This is a genomic window from Pseudoalteromonas sp. H103, from assembly GCF_001469205.1.
Lineage (GTDB): Bacteria > Pseudomonadota > Gammaproteobacteria > Enterobacterales > Alteromonadaceae > Pseudoalteromonas > Pseudoalteromonas carrageenovora.
The window spans coordinates 56,913-75,556 of the sequence record NZ_LOFG01000016.1; the positions used below are offsets into that span (position 1 = coordinate 56,913).

The following is an 18,644-nucleotide window of genomic DNA, read 5'->3' on the forward strand; positions in this document are numbered from 1 at the left end:
ATTTGCTTCTTAAAATTATTAAACATGAGCAAAAGGGTGGCTGAAATTAGCTTTATATTAGGGCGCAGCGCTCTTTGTCTAAGCAAAAACGTGCTTGAGAATTAAATAATCGATATTGCAAAGTCCCTGTTGTTGTTAGTGGGGTATTTTCGTTGGGTCTCGCTAGGCTCAACCCAACCTACGTTATCAATTATTTTATTGGTATTACTTACTTTTTAGGGAGTAAGGTGATTTTGCCAAATACGTCTGCGTCTATAAAGCCACGATTTCTGTCGCCATTTACTGGTTGTACTTCGTGCGAACCCATAAAATGCTCGCGCACGTCACTGCCATCGTTATCGCAATACGCTAACATAAAGCCTATTACTTGTTTTGGCGTTAGGGTGAGCGGAGTGTTATTAGCCCCTTCTTTATAATCATTAGGGTAGAGTTTTATGGCAACTTCCCACGTGATGTTAAAAGGTGCGCTGGTGTTGCGTTTCCAGTTACTAACTAGGTGGTCGGTATACAAGTGGGCTTTTTTATCAGGTCCATAATCGGCGGCTTGGTTATCAAGGCCAATGTGGTACGCCAAAGCAGAGTGGTTAAACTGGTGAATACCGCCTGATGCATCACTGTCTATAAATATTTCAAGCGCGTCGTCATCCCAGTATTTTACAGTTGGATCTGCGTGTGTATCAATTAATACATCATCCACAATATCGGCTTGTAGATATAAGTAATTTTGATCCCACAGCAAACGATAGCGGCCTTTAAAATCGGCATCTGATGAGGGCAGCGTGCCATCCATCAAATACGGCATGTCGTGCCAAGTGGCTTTATCCCAGGCGCTTTCAGATACGCCATCAATGGTAATAGGAGTTGAGGTATGCGCTACATCAATGGCCATTACCGGAGCACTTAATAAACAGCTTAAAGCTAATGCTTGTTTTTTCATTAATTTCTCAATTTTATTATTTATCTTGATATTACAACCATCCTAAAACAGTTAAGCAATGAGTTACAGTGAAATACTTTCGCCTTCGTTAAGAATATATAGTAGCGTTTGAGAGTTCATTTCATCGACCATATGCAATAACCGCAGTAAGGCTGAATGACTAGTGCGGTCGCCCATTTTCCACGTTGAGTTACCGAATCCCCAAGGTATCATTACTTTACAATTAAGATCATTTGCGGCGTTTAGTGCATCCTCTGGTGTTGTGTGTACGTAACGATACCAATTAGGGCTCTCTTCACTGTAATAAGACGCTATTGGCATTAAGCATATATCTATATCACCATATTTTTGCTGAATGTCCTTAAAATGCTTTGAGTAACCTGTATCGCCTGCAAAGAATAGGGTTTTACCGTTTTGCTCAAGCAGCCAGCCGTTCCAGAGGTCTTTATCGTTATCTTCATAAATGAAGGGTACCATTACTCGGCTACTAAAGTGATGGGCAGGTAAGGCATGAATAGCTAAATCACTAATATTTGTTTTTGCGTACCACGCCATTTCGCTAATGTTAAATCCGCCAGTAGGGAAGTTGTCGGCCATACCTAGTGGAGTTAAGTAGCGAGGTTTATTACCGAGCTCTTCTATATCTGCTTTATTAAAGTGATCGTAATGAATATGCGAATACATCACAGCGTCTAAGTTCTCGAGCTCACTTTGCGTTAGCCAATCGCCCGGCTGCCTGTAAAACCCAGAGGCTAGCCTAAAGGCTAAATCAACAGGTGAATCAAATTGCTCTTTGACAGGGTCAAATAGCATTTTTTGACCGTTAGGCGTGCGGATCATAAATCCGGCATGACCAAGCCAGCGAACAGTGTAGCCAGTATTTAATTTTGGCGTTTCTTGCTCAGCAATATATTGGCAGTTCTCGCTGTCTTGTTCGCACTGTAGTTTAGGGCTCGTTGGGTAGCAGTCGGCTTCGCAGGTGGTCGGGTACGTTTTTTTACCAGGATAGAGATTATGAAAGCGTCCTTTTCGTTCTCCATCTTGATGCAGTGGAGTTATGGTATCTTCCCCTGCAATAACTTCAATTTGATTGGGTGTGTGGCACGCGCTCAGCAGCATACAGGTAGTGATGAGGCTAAAAGTAGTTAGTTTCATTGTCGTAATTTAATTATTATTTTGTAAAAGTATAACAACAACAGCAGATTAACGAATAATTCAAAGGTAACAAAAAGTAACAACAAAAAAGCCTGCAATTTTGCAGGCTTAATAAGTGCGTTTAAAGTGATTAGCCTGCGCTATTCATTTGCTCTATAAACTTGTTTGAATCGGCAATCGATTTGTTCATGTCGTTCATTAATATTTGTATATCGCGCTTAAGGTTAGTGAACTCACCTTTAATAGCCGATACCGCTTGTGCGTTTAAGTTATGCTTTAAATATAAAACATTATCATGAAGCGACGTTAGTACTGGCTCCATTTTGCTCTCTGCGCTGCGCATTGAGCTAAGTAACTGGCTAAATTGACGCTGAGTAGCGGCTAGCTTTTTACTGCTTTCACGTTTAAGTGAGGCACTTTTATATTGCTCTAGCTCATCGCTCCATTCATCAAAAAGTGCTTCTGCTACGTCTTCTACTTTATTGATGTTGCTAGATACTTCGTTTGCGGCTTTTAAGCTCGACTCGTAATCGTCGTTTAACTGATTATAAGTGTCTTGCAGTTCGCCGCCGTTAAAATCTATTAATGTAGTTAGGCGCTCAAGCGCAGATTTAAACTCTTCTTGTGACTCTTCTTGTGAGTCTTTTGTTTCTTCTACACGGTCAATAAGGATATCACGTTTGTGAACACCTACTTTTTCCATTGCAGAATAGTAAGCTGATTGGCAGCCTGATAATGCTAACGTAAGTGCGAGCATAGAGGCGCTAAGTAGTGTTTGTTTTTTCATTTGGATCCCTATTTACGTGTAAGTGCTGTAAATTATGGTACTGATTGTTATTATAATCAAAACTCGATAAGCACAAGTCAATTGTATGAATGATAAGCTCTCCCATTACAAACAGCAAGTTAAGTCCTTTATGCGCCAGCAACCCGGCTGGTGGATGCAATATATAAATCGATGTATAGACGATCAAATAACGGTTAATGCAGGTTACCTTGCTTACGTAACACTACTTTCTTTAATACCGCTAATTGCAGTAGGTGTCGCTATCTTTTCGGCGTTTCCTGGGTTTGAATCGACTCGTATGGAAATAGAGAGCTTTTTGTTTACTAACTTTGTACCTACTTCGTCCGATGTCATTAAAGAGCACATAACCTCCTTTGCGGGTAATGCTAATCAAATGACCGCAGTAGGTATTGGCTTTTTAGCGGCTATTGCATTGCTGCTTATCCGTAATGTTGATGCCACGCTAAACCGGATTTGGCGAATTAAGAAAAAACGCCCAATGATGATCTCTTTTGCAGTGTATTGGATGGTATTAAGCCTAGGCCCCGTACTACTTGGCGCAAGTATTGGTGTTACATCATATATTGTATCTTTAGTCTCGTTTGCTGATCAGGGAATACCTGGGTTTAGCGGCTTTTTGTTAAAGCTGGTGCCTTATGGTTTTTCGATGATTGGTTTTTTAATGCTATACACCTTAGTACCTAATACGCCTGTTTCTATTAGGGCGGCTGTACCCGGCGCACTTTTTGCGGCTATATTATTTGAGTTAACTAAAAAAGGGTTTGCCCTTTATATTAGCCATTTCCCATCGTACGAAGTTATTTATGGTGCTGTTGCTACCATACCTATTTTATTTGTTTGGGTGTATTTGTCTTGGGTAGTGGTGTTGCTAGGCGCTGAATTTACAGCGTGTATTAGCCCAAATGATATTGAAGATACTCCAGACATTGAACTGGAAGAAGAGCCACACTTAAAGGATACGCACTAAATGCAGGGGTTAATACAACGTGTAAAAAATGCCAAAGTAGAAGTTAATGACCAAATTATAGGTGAGATTAGCCAAGGTATTTTATTGTTATTAGGTGTAGAAAAACCTGATGATGAGCAAGCCGCCGATAAGTTACTGCATAAGGTAAGCAATTATCGTATTTTTACTGACGAAAACGACAAAATGAACTTAAGCCTAAAAGATATAGGTGGAGAGTTATTAGTGGTTTCGCAATTTACATTGGCAGCTAATACCAAAAAAGGCATGCGCCCAAGCTTTTCATCAGCAGCAACGCCAAGCCAGGCTAACGCGCTTTACGAGTACTTTGTAACTCAAGCTAAAGCACTGGATATTAACGTGGCAACCGGTGAGTTTGGCGCAGATATGCAAGTGAGCCTATGTAACGATGGGCCTGTCACCTTTAACTTATCGGTTTAATTATCAGACTTAGTAACAATAACAATATGATTCACAAAGCCCGCTACTTTATGCGGGCTTACTTTTACCCCAAATACATTAAATAGTAATTGCTGTAACTGAATTAACTGCGACTCATGCTGCGATAAAAAGTTAATAAATAGCGTGCCACCACCATTGAGGGCGTTATATATTTTTTGATAAAAAGCGTGTTCAAATAAAAACCGTGGCGCGTCTATCTGGCTAAATAAATCAAGAATAATCCAGTCATTGTTATGTGCTTTTTTTAGTATATTTTGCGCGTCATCACACTGCACATCACTTTGGTTTTTAAGCGCAAAAAAATCTGTATAACAGGCAATTATATCAGCACTTTTTTCAACTGATGTTACTTGTGCCTGCGGGTAGGTGTGTTGTAAGTAATTACGTATAGCGCCGCCGCCAAGGCCAAGCTCTAATACACGATTTGGTGGTGCTAAGGTTTGCCACTGCTTAGCCAAATAGGTTAAATGTGGAAATAGCAGGCGCTGTGGATTGTTAAGCTCTATCACCGATTGCAAAGTATCGTTAATCAGCAGCCAGCGAAGCAGTCCGGCTTGGCGAACCTGTATGTGATCGCCTGCATATTTATGCCAGTAAACTAGTTGCCCAATATCTTGGCTGTGGTTAATAAAGTGGCTACTAACTACACCCGTTAAAGGGTTTATAAAATCGCTCATAACATTTAGCATAAACTACATGGTGCACTGGGTAAAATAGTTAACTAAAATTTTAGCTATGAGCCAAATTATTTAATCTAGCTAGCGCTTAAAGTAGCGTTAAAGGTGGATTTAGTGTTCACACTTTAAATTAGTTATTTTTTCACTCGCTTACCAAAGTCGTATTGGCAGTGTTTCAAAGATGGAGTATGGTATTTGCCATAATAATTCCAACCAACTTAATCTTTAATTTTTTAATAACCAGAGCGTGGGTTAAAGAGTTATTCAGTTGGATTACATGCCGTAGCCTTTATTTTTTATTTACGGCCAAACAACAGGAGTATGTATGTTTCAGGTAAGTACACCGCAAAGCAGCGAAGATTGGCAAGCGTATTATCAATTACGATGGGAAGTATTACGTGCGCCTTGGGGCGAGCCTCGAGGCTCTGAACAAGACGACATGGAGCAAGATTCTGAGCATCGTTTTATAAAAAATAAAGAAGGCGATGTATTGGGTGTTGCACGTTTGCACTTTAATAACCATGAACAAGCGCAAGTACGTTACATGGCTGTGGCTGAAGGTAACCGAAACCAACATATTGGTAGCCGTTTATTGCATGAGCTTGAAAAAATAGCGTGGACGCAAAATGCAGGTGAACTGGTGCTATTTGCTCGCGAACGTGCACTTGAGTTTTATAAACGCCATGGTTACGAGCTAAAAGAAAAAGCTCACCTTGCGTATGGCGATGTGCAGCATTTTAAAATGATTAAGCAAAAACCTAGTGAGCCGGGTTGGTTCCGCCACCCAAATTGGACTCAAGTACTGCAAAATATTTGGCGCGAATCAATTCCTATTAGTGATGCAATGGGTATTAAAGTAGAAAGCTACACAGATTGGCAGTTTACAACTAGTGCAGATTTAGATGCTAACTTAAACTTACATAACACCATGTTTGCAGGTTCTATTTATAGTTTAGCAACGCTTACTGGCTGGGGGGCAACGTATTTAGCGCTTAAAGAAGCGGGGCTTGAAGGTAATATTGTACTGGCCGATGCGAGCATTAAGTACTTAAAACCACTAAATACTGACCCTAAAGGCTGTGTAGAATTACAAACATGTAAAGGTAAACTGAGCGACTTAGAAACCGCTGGTAAAACAAGTTACGTAGTGCCAGTAACTATTTATGATGGTGACAACGTAGTTGCAGAGTTTGAAGGTGTATTTGCCGTTAAGAAATAAGGGCAATGCTTCATTAAAAAAGCCGAGCACTAAGTAATTAATGCTTGGCTTTTTTATGCGCTAATTTTATAACAAATCAGTTAATAATATACCTACACCTATACGTTCAATATCGGCGTTGTAATCAATTAAGCTTTCGCCGTAGCCGTTAAAGTATTGTGCATAACCACGCAAACGGCCCCACATAGGAAATGACCAATCTAATTGAATCGCACCACGGTTATCTGAATTTAAGTTATTACGAGTCATAAAACTAAACTCATGATCTTGGTAACGGTACGCGCCGCTAAATTCAAAGTAACCCATGTATTTGTAAATGTCTGGGTTGTCATCGCCATCGGCTTCTAGTGGATCTTCTTTTTTATCTTCAGCTATTCGGTACCAAGGCTTAAAGCTAAAAACAAAACCTCTGTTTTCCCAAATGAAATCCGCGTAAATACGGTTCCATGAACGAGAGTTTGGCTGGCTGCGGCCATTAGATTGGTGCGAAATACCCAGTGCAATTGCCATTTCGTCGCCCCAAAGCACATGCTCTTCATCTAGGTAATTTACCCAAAATATTTCTGGCTCGTAGTTGGTTTCACGAAACGGTGATGAAATCTCTGAGTTATAAATCTGCCAATATGACTGCAGTGTAAAACCAAAGAATATAGCTTGGTCGTCATCAGCAAAATCATCGTATAGTGGCACTTTAATAGACAGCTGGTATTTAGCTTCTAAGTTATCAAGTGGTTCGCCATTTTCTTCATCTGTTAGCTCGTCAAAGCCATCATACGGGCGATCGTTTGGATGCGATACATACGACAGTGGCAAAATGTAGTTACGTTTATGCGGTGTAATCACGTTACGGTTTTTTTTGCTTACTTCTTCGCGGGCTTTACGTTTATCAAGTGCGGTAAGTTGTTTGTTTTCTTCAAGAGCTGAACACTTTTGACGGAGTTCGTCTAAGGTTTGCTTTCCGTCGCCACCAATTACTTCGTTTAAAATACATTGCTTAACAAGCTCTATATCGTTGTCTTGTTCGTTTTCATTTACCTCTTCTTGGGCAAAAGAGGGGGTACTAAGTAAAGCCGTGAGTGCAATCCAATAACGCCAGCTCATTGTTTATTCCTTTGAGAGTAGGGTAGATTTATAAATTATAACGTCTTTTTACATTTGTAACGGTGAACTTTTACTGAATTTACGTTTATACCATGTTATTTACGTTTGCTTGTAGTGTTTAGATCAAAAGAAAAGCGGCCTAAGCCGCTTATCTAATGTAAATTAACTTTTAAATCATTAATTTACTCTCACGCAATGAGAAGGGTGAGCTATAGCTCAAATACGTTTGTAAAAAACTTATACAGTTCAGTTCCTTGGTTCACACTTGCCGAGGCAAAATGCAATATTGCAATAGCATCGCAATCTAAGCTTAATGTTTGTAGTGGCTGCTCGCTTAGGTAGCGCTCCATACGTAAAACATGTGCAATTGGCTCGCCTGCTTTAATATGCTCACCTAGTGACGCTACATATTCAACCATTCCACCAATAGGCGCATAGTAAGCAAAGTAGTCATCTAAATGGCATGCGTAGCGTGTTATATTGCTCGGTTTGTGTCGTGCGTCTACCAATACATTTTTATGATTTAAGTAACTTAAAATGCTATTTGCATCGTTGAGTGCTTCTGTTAAGTCTATTTTTTCTTGGCTACCTAGCTCAACCGTAAAGGCTTCTACCTGTACGTTAAAGTCCCTGCCTTGTGCGCCAAGTGCATCACTTAGGTGCCACCATGGGCAAAAGCTTGCTTCGTCCATGGCGCCATCAAAGTCGCTTGGGATCAGCAGTACATGTTCAATATTAAAATAACTGGCGCTCTCGGTTGCATATGTTGGGCAATATAGGTGCTTACTTGAAATAGGCCCCGTGTGTAAATCAAGGACTATGTCGGCTTGGTGCGCAAGCTTTTGCAAATTAAGCGCAATGCGTTTACCCGTATTAAGTAAATAAGCTGGGCCGTTAAGTTTGGTATCTATTTCATCAATCAGGGCTTGTTTAAAGTTATTTTTTAAAGCTGCATCGTCGTACTGGCTATGATCTTTGGCAAACTGGGTGACTAAATCACTATTGTAGTGATACATACGGTTCCAGTTAGTGCCAGTAATCGGGTCGAATCGGCCAAGGGTAAATTCCCCTGATTTTTGATTACAACCTATAGGGTTAGCATAAGGTACTAAGGTAATGTCGCCTTTTAAATTGAGCTGTTTTAACTGCTCTAGCAGCTGAAAAATAACCGCGTTACCTTGTACCTCGGCGCCATGCATATTGGCTTGAATATACACGCTTGGCCCGCTGCCATCGCCTTTTAAGCGATACACCGGAATAGTGAGAGGTAAGCCGTTTGCTACTTCCCCTACTACAATGTTTTCTTGGCTAATGGGTGTTGTTATGCTCATGTTTATTACCTTAAGTAGTGACTGGCATCTTCTGCTTGGCGTACGCAGGTGAGCTCACCATTTTGTAAAACGTATTCTGCTGCCAGCTCATGGCATAAAAAATACGGCATGCTTTCGGTAAAACCATAGGCGCCACATTGGCTAAATACCAGCCAGTCTTGCGCGTTTAAATCGCTTGGTAGGGTGTGCTCGCCTAAGCAATCAAGGGCCGTACATAACGGGCCATATAGGCTCATTGCCTGTTTTGGTGCAGTTGATTCGCGCAATAGCGCCGCAGGAAAATCTTGGCTTGTAACAGCTGGGCGTAATAAGTGGTTAATGCCACCGGTTAAAATAACTTGCTGTTGGCCGTAGTTTTGTTTGCACTCAACGACTGGGTTGGCGTAATGACCGCATTCGCCCACAGCATAGCGGCCAAGCTCCATCCAAAGCTCGTCTACACCTGCATCTTTTTTAATTTTAGCAAGCGCGGCTATAAGGCCATCCCACTCAAGTGTTACTTCGTTTGGGGTGTAAGGAATACCTAAACCGCCCCCTAAATCTAAAATTTTCAGGTTTATATTTAAGTTATTTGCCAAGGTGGTCAGCGGTGCAATCATTTGCGACCACAGTTCGCTTAGCTTTTGCGTGCTAAGCATGTTGCCCCACTGAAATATATGTAGACCATCAAAGCTAAGGGCTGGGTAATCGGCGGTATTTAATGCTTGCCATTCATTGCAGCCCAAACCAAATGGTGTAAGGCTGTCGCCCCCCAGAGGGTTTTTTTCACCTTCGGGCCAGCGTAATTGAACACGCAGTAATACTTGCAGCTGCGTATTTTGCAGCTGCGCTTGTTGGTTTAACCAACGTACTTGATTGAGGCTTTCGGCAACAAATATGCGTACGCCGCGCTCAATAAAGTGTTTAATTTGTTTAGGGCTCTTTGCAGGCCCTGTGTTGAGCACGCGCTGCGAACTAATACCTTGTGCAAGTACTTGTTCAAGTTCACCTTTACTTGCTACGTCAAAGTTAAAGCCTGCGCTATCTAAGCTTTGAATAATCTTAGAAAGCGGGTTCGCTTTTACTGCATACCAAAGTTTTACATCGGTTTGCGCAACTAAGCGCGTAAGGTGTGCGTTTAGTTTATCTAAGTCGTAAACAAAAAAAGGAGTATCAAGCTGCTGTGTAAGCGTATTAACAGCGGTTTTGATTGGCGTGCTCAAAAAGCTCATTATCGTAAAACCTCTTCTAGCAATAATGATGCATCGCTTTGTTCGTCGCGGTATTTAACAATTAACGCACACGACATGCTTAAGCCTTGCTCACGTGCCCATTCGTTAGACGCCGGGCGAGAGCCAGGTATTACAATTGCGTATTCTGGGATTGGCTCGCCTTTATCAAGCTGACGCTCGTTAACGCAGTCGTATACCGGAATGGTTGCAGATAAACGTACGCCAGGTGCCAGTACCGCACCTTTTTTAATAACTACGCCTTCAACAATGACACAACCTGCGCCAATAAAGGCATCGTCTTCAACTACTACAGGGTTTGCACCAATTGGCTCAAGTACACCGCCAAGTTGCACAGCTGCGCTCAAATGTACGTTTTTACCTACTTGTGCACACGAACCAACTAATGCGTGGCTATCAACCATCGTGCCTTCGTCGATGTATGCGCCAATGTTTACGTATGCTGGTGGCATAATAATAGTGCCTTTAGCTACGTATGCACCACGACGAACGCTTGAACCACCTGGTACCATACGCACGCCATCGTCAGTGCTAAATTCTTGCGGTGCAAGGTTGTGCTTATCAACAAACCCGCCTGCAAACTCGGTGTTAGTGCCATTTTTAAAGGCTTCTAAAATGCCTTGTTTTACTTCTACGTTAGCTTTCCATTGGCCGCTTTCGTTTTGTGATGCTGCGCGTACTGCGCCCGATTCTAAATTATTTAGTAGTTCTAACCAGCTCATTATAAAAACCTGTATTTAATGCCAAGATAAAATGGTGTCGTTTGCAGTGGTAATGCAATCGGTTTGCGTTAACTCAAGGTGTGTTAAAGGTGGGCGCAGCAACGGGCTACTTAAGCGGCCTTGTTGGTGCATTAACACTTTAACGGGAATAGGGTTTGCTACAGCAAAAAGGCTATTAATAGCGCGAGTCCACTGAGCAAATAAATTGGGGTGTTGGCCACTTAGGCTGCGCTTTACAAACTCGTGCGTTTGTATTGGCCACGCGTTTGCAGCAACCGATACTAAGCCTTTTGCACCTGCTTGGGCAAAGTAGGGCATAAGCGCATCGTCGCCACTGTATAGCGCTAAATTAGGCGCGGCTTGTCGGTATGCTTCAAATTGGGTGATGTTGCCACTGGCTTCTTTTAAAGCCCACAGTTTAGGGTGCGCTTTTAAGTTTTCAATGGTTTGCACCGGAATGCTTACACCGCTTCTACCTGGTACGTTGTACAACATACACGGGTACGCGCTTACGTTTAATAAGCTTTCGTACCAATGTGTTTGACCTACAGCCCCTGGTTTTGCATAAAGAGGCGAGCCTAATAAGTAGCTGTGAATAGGTAATTGGTTACAGTAGCTAACCCATTCTTGTTGTTGGGCCAAGTTACTACCACCAACAGCAACCATAAGCGGTACACTGGGTTTTAATTGACACACGTGCTCAACAATGCCTTGCTGCTCTTTAAGCGTAAGGGCTAAGCCTTCACCTGTGCTACCGAGCAGTAAAATGCCGTTGTGTGCCGCTTCTTGTTCGCTAACAAGTGTTGTCAGTGTGTCGTAGTCAACATTACCTTGTTGATCAAACGGCGTTACAAGCGCTGTCCACAGTGCGTAGTCGTCTAAATTGAAGTTGTGAATCATCTCTTACGAACCTATAAGGTGTTCGAGATATTAAGGAGGCTGTATGATGTGAGCCGCATTAACGTCGTTCGAACAGTATTCGAAGAGCGAATGGGCTTAAAATAATAGGGCGCACGGCCTTATTATTTAAGACCAGAAGCTCTCCACCAAACTAATAAGCTGTTTTAAAACAGCTATTGGTGACAGTCGCTAGGATTCAACCTAGTCGCCCGAAGTAATTGCTTCGCAAAAGCGTTTACCTCTCGGCGGTATTCCCCTCACATATGCTCACTGGAGTTTGCGCTCCTAACATACGCTACCTGAATAACGCACCTCTTCTAGCCCTTTGTATTTTGTTTAACCGCAAAAGGTTTAACAAAATACAATTTAAATAGGGTAATTGCGGCGATTAAAACATTTTAGCCATCTAGGTGTCAAGTTGCAGGATACAGATTAGTTCATCGAAAATGAGGGTGGTTACGTATTGGCTGCTTTTCTCGTAAACTAACCCTATGAGCAGTGATGAGGTATTTAATAAGTATGGAAAAATTTAGCGATATTTATAAGCGAGCAGTAGAGCGAAAAGGCTCTGAAAAAATGCTTAAGTTATTACTCGCAAAACCCTTATCTAAAAAAGCATTAAGCGCATTAAGTGACGACGACTGGCTTGAAGAGTTTACCCGTAAAGTATTTCAAAGCGGGTTTTACTGGTCGGTAATAAACAGTAAATGGCCAGGTTTTAGAGAGGTTTTTTGGCAGTTTAGTGTTGATAAATTACTTATGATGCCGCCCGATATGCTCGAGCAAAAAGCAACTGATGAGCGCATTATTCGTAATTATAAAAAGGTAAAAACAATTCCTGAAAATGCCTACATGATCCACGAAATAGCACAGCAACATGGCAGTTTTAGCAAGTTCGTAGCTAACTGGCCAAGCGATGACATTATTGGTTTATGGGCATATTTAAAAAAACACGGCGCCCGTTTGGGTGGAAATACTGGCCCGTATGCCTTAAGAGCGCTTGGTAAAGATACTTTTTTACTTTCGCGAGATGTAGAAAGTTACCTAAGAGCGCACAAAATTATCGATGGCGGCCTGCAAACTAAAAAATCACTCACTGCTGCACAGGCATTTTTTAACGAAATGCAAAAGCAAAGTGGTTTAAGCATGCAAGAGCTGAGTTTAATTGTGGCCTACGGTGTGGGCGACAATCGTGTAGGTGTAAGCCAACAAGCAGAGGATTAATGATGAAACTAGTGCCAAGATATACAGACATAGCAGATAACTTTGCAATAGAGGATCAACCTTCAAGCGTTGCTGCCCCGCAATTACTGCTGTGGAACGCATCTTTAGCTAAGCAGTTTAATATAGATATTGAGCCGCAGCTGCGTGCTAGTACGTTTGCAGGCAACGAATCACTGCAAATAAAGGCGGTAGCACTTGGTTATTCTGGGCACCAGTTTGGGCACTTTTCGCCGCGCTTGGGTGATGGGCGAGCACATTTACTCGGTGCTGTAAGCGACGATAAAAATCAGCTGTGGGATATTCAATTAAAAGGCTCAGGCGCTACGCCTTATTCTAGAGGAGGCGATGGCCGGTGTGCACTAGGTCCTGCTATTCGCGAATATATTATGAGCGAGGCAATGCATGGCTTAGGTATTAAAACCACGCGTTGTTTGGCTGTGGTTGGGACAGGCGAAGCCGTTTACCGTAATCCGCCGCAACCTGGCGCAGTTGTCACTCGCCTAGCAAGTAGTCATATTCGGGTTGGCTCGTTTCAATATTTAGCAACCCAAGGGGATACTGAGGGTCTTAAAAAGCTTGCCGATACAGCCATTGAGCGCCATTACCCTGAAATTAACATAACCGGGCCAGAGCGTTACTTAGCCTTTTTAGATGCAGTGATAAAAAACCAATTAGACTTAATAATTAGCTGGATGAGAATCGGGTTTATTCATGGTGTTATGAATACCGACAACACGCTAGTAAGCGGTGAAACCATAGATTATGGCCCATGCGCGATGATGAATGTGTTTGATTTTGATACCGTATTTAGCTCTATTGATAAGCAAGGGCGTTATGCATTTGGTAATCAACCAAACATAGCGAGCTGGAACTGCGCTCGTTTAGCCGAGAGCTTAATACCACTTATTAATGACGATGACGAGCAAGCTGTAAACTTAATGACGCCCATAATCAGCCAGTTCTCAATGCTATTTAACGATAGATACAATCAAATGTGGGCACAAAAACTAGGTTTAGCTGGCCAAAGTGAAAATGATGTTGAACTAGTAAGTAAGTTATTACTCTTATTTCAAGAGCATAAGCTTGATTACACCAACACCTTTGATGCCCTTACTGAGTCATTAAAAGGTGAATCTGTAATACCTGAGCCATTAACGCAATGGGCACAGCTTTGGAAAAGTCGAACAGATAACAGTTCTTATGAAATTATGCGGGCTGCTAATCCTCGAGTGATCCCTCGTAATCATATTATTGAAACAATTTTAGATGAATATACAAACATGGGGACTAGTGAATTACTAAAACCGTTTATGGAAGTGCTTAGTGATCCATACTTTACTTGCAAAAACATAGCTCAGTATCAGGAAGTGCCTAAAGAGGACAAAGGTTACCGCACATTTTGCGGTACTTAAGTGCTGGGTTAACTCATAAGTTCATGATTATAAATGGCCATATTTACTTATATACGGCTATATTTGGCTTTAAATAGGGTTCATTGATTGAGCAAAGTATATTCAAGTGGTAATATCCGCGACCGTAAAGCCAAGTAATTTTTTGCGTATATACAGTGCATATAGTTGAATTTACCTTGTATTAGCTTACAAGTAAGCGATTTATAATAAAACCACTATATTTATTGTTTGCAGGTTAGGTAAAGCGTTTAATCTCACCTACAATAAATGGTTGGATGTCGTCATAGACCATTGAAAAAATTTATAAACTTTATTTTTCGTTAAGTATCGATTAACAAAAGCTCAGGTAGTCTGTAAAAAACTGGTTGAGCTAGAATTGATTAGCTACAATTTATTGGTTGTTAAAATGGGAAGAAAACAATGAAATTAAAATCACTTACAATTGCAATCGCGTTGGCTGCAACTAGCGCATCTACTTTCGCTGCTGATAAAGAAGAAGGCTTCTACATTGGCGCATTTGGCGATTACTACGACGCATCTTGGAAAAACATGCGTGACCAAGCTGGCCTAGACGTAAATGAGTCTACAGGCTGGGGTGTTGAAGCTGGTTACCGTTTCAGCGATTACTGGAGCGCACGCTTAGAATACGCAGACATGGATTTTAACGCTTTTGACAAAGTAGCTGGCAATCGCAATAATATTGACGGCGAGCGTTATGGTATTGATGCACTATACCACTTAGATGGTGGTCCATTTTACGGATTATTTGGTATTAAAGAAATTGATGTTGTAGATGACAACACATTCTTAAATGCTGGTGTTGGTTACCAACACTTTATTACAGATGGTTTATTTGTTAATGCAGAAACAGCTGTATACCAAGGCCTTGACCGTGGTTACACAGATGTTGGTGCAAAAATAGGTATTAACTACTTATTTGGTCAAAATGCAGCGCCAGCTGAGCCGGTTCAACCAGCTCCAGAGCCTGAAGTTGTTGAAGTAGCAGTAGTTCCTGCTGATAGCGATAATGACAACATTTTAGATGCTGATGACCAATGTCCAAATACACCTATGGAAGATGCTGTAGATGGTACTGGTTGTACATTATATGAAGACCGTGAAGTAACAACTAGCCTATTAGTTACTTTCCCACATGACTCTGCAGAAGTAGGTTCACAGTACTTCACTGATATCGCATCAGTATCTGAGTTCTTAAAAGAGCATACAGATACAACAGTACTTCTTGAAGGTCATGCATCGGCTGTAGGTAATGCAAACTACAACAAAATGCTTTCTAAAAAGCGTGCTGATGACGTAGCGAAAGAATTAGTTAAAGATGGTATCGATGAAGACCGTATCACTACAGTAGGTCTAGGTGAAGAACGTCTTAAGAATACAGCAAATACTAAAGCAGCTCACGCAGAAAACCGTCGTGTAGAAGCGCATGTAAAATCTATTGAACGTGTAAAAGTTAAGCGTTAATAGTAATTTACTAAATCTAGAAACCCAGCCATGTGCTGGGTTTTTTTATGGGCGGAATAAAGTGAACAAGCAATCAAATAGTAATGATTATTACTTAACAAACATTCATGAAAATAGATTTTATTAAAGCCACTATTCATAATATTTATAGTCGGTATAATCAGTTGCTTAGTTGGATGGATTTTCATCTAATCATAAAAGCTTTATAATCACGCGTTAGAATACTATAAGTATTGGGTAACTTATTTGCGCATGAAGCGCTACCGAATATTTTCACGTCACCAAGAGGGCAATATTGTGCTACAAGAATATCGTAAACACGTAGAAGAACGTGCCGCGTTAGGTATCGTACCAGCGCCACTAGATGCTCAGCAAACGGCTGATCTTATTGAACTAATCAAAACGCCACCGGCAGATGAAGAAGAGTTCATCTTAGATTTATTAATCAACCGTGTACCGCCTGGTGTTGATGATGCAGCGTATATCAAAGCAGGCTTTTTAGCGGCAGTTGCAAAAGGTGAAGCGCAGTCTCCACTTATTTCAAAAGAAAAAGCAGCTGAGTTATTAGGTACAATGTTAGGTGGCTACAACATCGCTCCTATGATTGAACTTCTTGATGACGAAGCACTTGCACCAATCGTAGCAAAAGGCCTTTCAAACACTTTGTTAATGTTTGATGCTTTTTACGACGTAGAAGAAAAATCAAAAGCGGGTAACGAGCACGCTAAAAAAATTATTCAGTCTTGGGCAGATGCGCAGTGGTTTACTAACAAACCAGCAGTAGCTGAAAAAATTTCAGTAACTGTATTTAAAGTAACTGGCGAAACAAACACTGATGATTTATCTCCTGCACCAGATGCATGGTCACGTCCTGATATCCCACTTCATGCTTTAGCAATGCTAAAAAATGAGCGCGACGGTATCGTTCCTGATAAAGCGGGTGAAGTAGGTCCAATTACTAAATTAGAAGAGTTAAAAACTCAAGGTTTACCACTTGCTTACGTAGGTGACGTTGTAGGTACTGGTTCTTCTCGTAAGTCTGCTACTAACTCTGTGCTTTGGTTTATGGGTGACGATATTCCATTTGTACCAAATAAGCGCGTTGGTGGTGTATGTTTAGGTAATAAAATTGCGCCTATCTTCTTCAATACAATGGAAGATTCTGGTGCATTACCAATTGAATTAAATGTTGATGAGTTCAACATGGGTGATCAAATTGATATTTACCCATACGAAGGTGTTGTTAAGCGTCACGGTACTGATGACGTTATCTCTACTTTTGAACTTAAATCAGACGTAATTTTAGATGAAGTACGTGCCGGTGGCCGTATTCCTCTAATCATTGGTCGTGGTTTAACAGACAAAGCACGTACATCTCTAGGTTTAGGCGCAACTGACGTATTTAAAGTACCAGCGGTAACTGAAGCTTCAGATAAAGGCTTTACACTAGCGCAAAAAATGGTTGGTAAAGCATGTAACGTTGAAGGTATTCGCCCAGGCCAATACTGTGAGCCTAAAATGACCACTGTAGGTTCGCAAGATACTACAGGTCCTATGACACGTGATGAGCTTAAAGACTTAGCATGTTTAGGTTTCTCTGCAGATTTAACAATGCAGTCATTCTGTCATACCTCTGCTTACCCTAAACCAATTGACGTAAACACTCACCATACGCTTCCTGATTTCATCATGAACCGTGGTGGTGTTTCACTTCGCCCTGGTGACGGTGTAATTCACTCTTGGTTAAACCGTATGTTATTACCAGATACTGTAGGTACTGGTGGTGATTCACATACACGTTTCCCATTAGGTATTTCGTTCCCAGCGGGTTCAGGTGCAGTAGCATTTGCAGCAGCAACCGGTGTTATGCCTCTTGATATGCCTGAGTCTATTTTGGTTCGCTTTAAAGGTGAAATGCAACCAGGTATCACTTTACGTGACCTAGTACACGCAATCCCTTACTACGGTATTAAGCAAGGCTTATTAACAGTAGAGAAAAAAGGTAAAATCAACGAATTCTCTGGTCGCGTACTAGAAATCGAAGGTGTTGAGCACTTAACTGTTGAGCAAGCGTTTGAATTATCAGATGCATCAGCAGAGCGTTCAGCAGCAGGTTGTACTGTTAAGCTTTCTAAAGAGTCTATCAGTGAATACCTAGAATCAAACATTGTTATGCTTAAGTGGATGATCTCTGAAGGTTACGGCGATGTACGTACAATCGAGCGTCGTATTACAGCAATGCAAGATTGGTTAGCTAACCCAGAACTTATGGAAGCTGACGCTGACGCAGAATACAAACACGTTGTAGAAATCGACCTAGCAGAGATTAAAGAGCCAATCCTTTGTGCTCCAAATGACCCTGATGACGCACGTTTACTTTCTGATGTTACTGGCGAGAAAATTGATGAAGTATTCATCGGTTCTTGTATGACTAACATTGGTCACTTCCGTGCTGCTGGTAAATTACTAGATGGTTTCACCGGTCGTATCCCAACACAACTTTGGGTTGCTCCACCAACTAAAATGGATAAAGATCAGCTTACTGACGAAGGTTACTACGGTATCTTTGGTCGTGTTGGTGCACGTATCGAAACTCCAGGTTGTTCACTATGTATGGGTAACCAAGCACGTGTTGCAGATAAAGCAACGGTTGTTTCAACCTCTACACGTAACTTCCCGAACCGTTTAGGTAATGGTGCGAACGTATTCTTAGCTTCAGCAGAGCTTGCAGCAATTGCTGCTATTTTAGGTAAATTACCTACGCCAGCTGAATACCAAGAGTATGCTGCGAAAATCAATGCAACGGCTGCAGATACATACCGTTACTTGAACTTCCACCGTATGCCTCAGTACACTAAAAAAGCAGACAACGTAATTATTCAGCAAGCTGTATAATTTAAACCTGTTTTAAAAAAAACCCGCTTAGGCGGGTTTTTTATTATCTGAAACCCAAGTACCTAATACAGGGTTAACTGTATGAAGTGTATTTAAAAAATCATGAAATAAATTTGAATATTAACA

The 18,644-nt window shown here is 41.3% G+C and carries 16 protein-coding genes and 1 riboswitch; of the genes, 7 read left to right on the forward strand and 9 right to left on the reverse strand.

Translation table 11 applies throughout. The annotated features are described in order from the left end of the window. Positions 1 to 208: 208 nt before the first annotated feature. From ATS74_RS12495 to ATS74_RS12505, 3 genes are all read right to left on the reverse strand, one after another. On the reverse strand, positions 209 to 937 hold the full coding sequence (locus ATS74_RS12495; RefSeq protein ID WP_058549220.1) for a CBM9 family sugar-binding protein: 729 nt from the start codon (positions 935 to 937) through the stop codon (positions 209 to 211). A gap of 63 nt (positions 938 to 1,000) precedes the next feature. Further along, positions 1,001 to 2,092, reverse strand: a complete 1,092-nt coding sequence (locus ATS74_RS12500; protein WP_058549221.1) for an MBL fold metallo-hydrolase — start codon at positions 2,090 to 2,092, stop codon at positions 1,001 to 1,003. Positions 2,093 to 2,222: 130 nt separating this feature from the next. Next, complete coding sequence (locus ATS74_RS12505; RefSeq protein ID WP_058549222.1) at positions 2,223 to 2,879, reverse strand: DUF2959 domain-containing protein; 657 nt, start codon at positions 2,877 to 2,879, stop codon at positions 2,223 to 2,225. A gap of 85 nt (positions 2,880 to 2,964) precedes the next feature. On the opposite strand from ATS74_RS12505, the gene ATS74_RS12510 reads away from it, so the two are divergent. Both ATS74_RS12510 and dtd read left to right on the forward strand, forming a co-directional pair. Further along, positions 2,965 to 3,867, forward strand: coding sequence for a virulence factor BrkB family protein (locus tag ATS74_RS12510; protein WP_058549223.1), 903 nt, complete (start codon positions 2,965 to 2,967; stop codon positions 3,865 to 3,867). Continuing rightward, on the forward strand, positions 3,868 to 4,305 hold the full coding sequence (gene dtd, locus ATS74_RS12515; RefSeq protein ID WP_058549224.1) for a D-aminoacyl-tRNA deacylase: 438 nt from the start codon (positions 3,868 to 3,870) through the stop codon (positions 4,303 to 4,305). Here dtd and ATS74_RS12520 read toward each other — a convergent pair. Then, positions 4,302 to 5,015 carry a spermidine synthase gene (locus tag ATS74_RS12520; protein WP_058549225.1) on the reverse strand — a complete coding sequence of 238 codons (714 nt, stop codon included), beginning with the start codon at positions 5,013 to 5,015 and terminating at the stop codon, positions 4,302 to 4,304. The genes dtd and ATS74_RS12520 overlap by 4 nt on opposite strands. A 313-nt stretch (positions 5,016 to 5,328) precedes the next feature. Here ATS74_RS12520 and ATS74_RS12525 point away from each other — a divergent pair, with 313 nt between their 5' ends. Beyond that, positions 5,329 to 6,222: a bifunctional GNAT family N-acetyltransferase/hotdog fold thioesterase gene (locus tag ATS74_RS12525; protein ID WP_058549226.1), complete on the forward strand. Its 894-nt coding sequence runs from the start codon at positions 5,329 to 5,331 to the stop codon at positions 6,220 to 6,222. Between the two features lie 66 nt (positions 6,223 to 6,288). On the opposite strand, the gene ATS74_RS12530 is transcribed toward ATS74_RS12525, so the two are convergent. The 5 genes from ATS74_RS12530 to dapA all read right to left on the reverse strand — a co-directional run bounded on the left by ATS74_RS12530 (position 6,289) and on the right by dapA (position 11,505). Then, a complete protein-coding gene (locus ATS74_RS12530; RefSeq protein ID WP_058549227.1) occupies positions 6,289 to 7,323 on the reverse strand; it encodes a phospholipase A in 1,035 nt (344 codons plus the stop codon). 209 nt (positions 7,324 to 7,532) lie between these two features. Continuing rightward, a complete protein-coding gene (locus tag ATS74_RS12535; RefSeq protein ID WP_058549228.1) occupies positions 7,533 to 8,654 on the reverse strand; it encodes a succinylglutamate desuccinylase/aspartoacylase family protein in 1,122 nt (373 codons plus the stop codon). Positions 8,655 to 8,659: 5 nt separating this feature from the next. After that, on the reverse strand, positions 8,660 to 9,865 hold the full coding sequence (locus ATS74_RS12540) for a PLP-dependent decarboxylase (RefSeq protein ID WP_058549229.1): 1,206 nt from the start codon (positions 9,863 to 9,865) through the stop codon (positions 8,660 to 8,662). Beyond that, positions 9,865 to 10,605, reverse strand: coding sequence for a 2,3,4,5-tetrahydropyridine-2,6-dicarboxylate N-succinyltransferase (locus ATS74_RS12545; RefSeq protein ID WP_058549230.1), 741 nt, complete (start codon positions 10,603 to 10,605; stop codon positions 9,865 to 9,867). The genes ATS74_RS12540 and ATS74_RS12545 overlap by 1 nt, the downstream gene beginning before the upstream one ends. A 15-nt stretch (positions 10,606 to 10,620) precedes the next feature. Then, positions 10,621 to 11,505, reverse strand: a complete 885-nt coding sequence (dapA, locus tag ATS74_RS12550; protein WP_058549231.1) for a 4-hydroxy-tetrahydrodipicolinate synthase — start codon at positions 11,503 to 11,505, stop codon at positions 10,621 to 10,623. A gap of 128 nt (positions 11,506 to 11,633) precedes the next feature. After that, positions 11,634 to 11,830, reverse strand: a riboswitch (Lysine riboswitch). A gap of 194 nt (positions 11,831 to 12,024) precedes the next feature. Between dapA and ATS74_RS12555 the strand changes: the two genes are divergently transcribed. The 4 genes from ATS74_RS12555 (at position 12,025) to acnB (ending at position 18,518) form a co-directional block, all read left to right on the forward strand. After that, positions 12,025 to 12,729, forward strand: a complete 705-nt coding sequence (locus ATS74_RS12555; RefSeq protein ID WP_058549232.1) for a DNA-3-methyladenine glycosylase I — start codon at positions 12,025 to 12,027, stop codon at positions 12,727 to 12,729. Between the two features lie 2 nt (positions 12,730 to 12,731). Further along, entirely contained in the window at positions 12,732 to 14,141 is a 1,410-nt protein-coding gene (locus ATS74_RS12560) for a protein adenylyltransferase SelO (protein ID WP_058549233.1), read from the forward strand. A gap of 420 nt (positions 14,142 to 14,561) precedes the next feature. Further along, complete coding sequence (locus tag ATS74_RS12565) at positions 14,562 to 15,623, forward strand: OmpA family protein (protein WP_058549234.1); 1,062 nt, start codon at positions 14,562 to 14,564, stop codon at positions 15,621 to 15,623. A 297-nt stretch (positions 15,624 to 15,920) separates the two neighbouring features. Further along, the gene (gene acnB, locus ATS74_RS12570; RefSeq protein WP_058549235.1) at positions 15,921 to 18,518 is read left to right on the forward strand and encodes a bifunctional aconitate hydratase 2/2-methylisocitrate dehydratase; all 2,598 of its coding nucleotides are present in this window, start codon (positions 15,921 to 15,923) and stop codon (positions 18,516 to 18,518) included. Positions 18,519 to 18,644 lie beyond the last annotated feature (126 nt).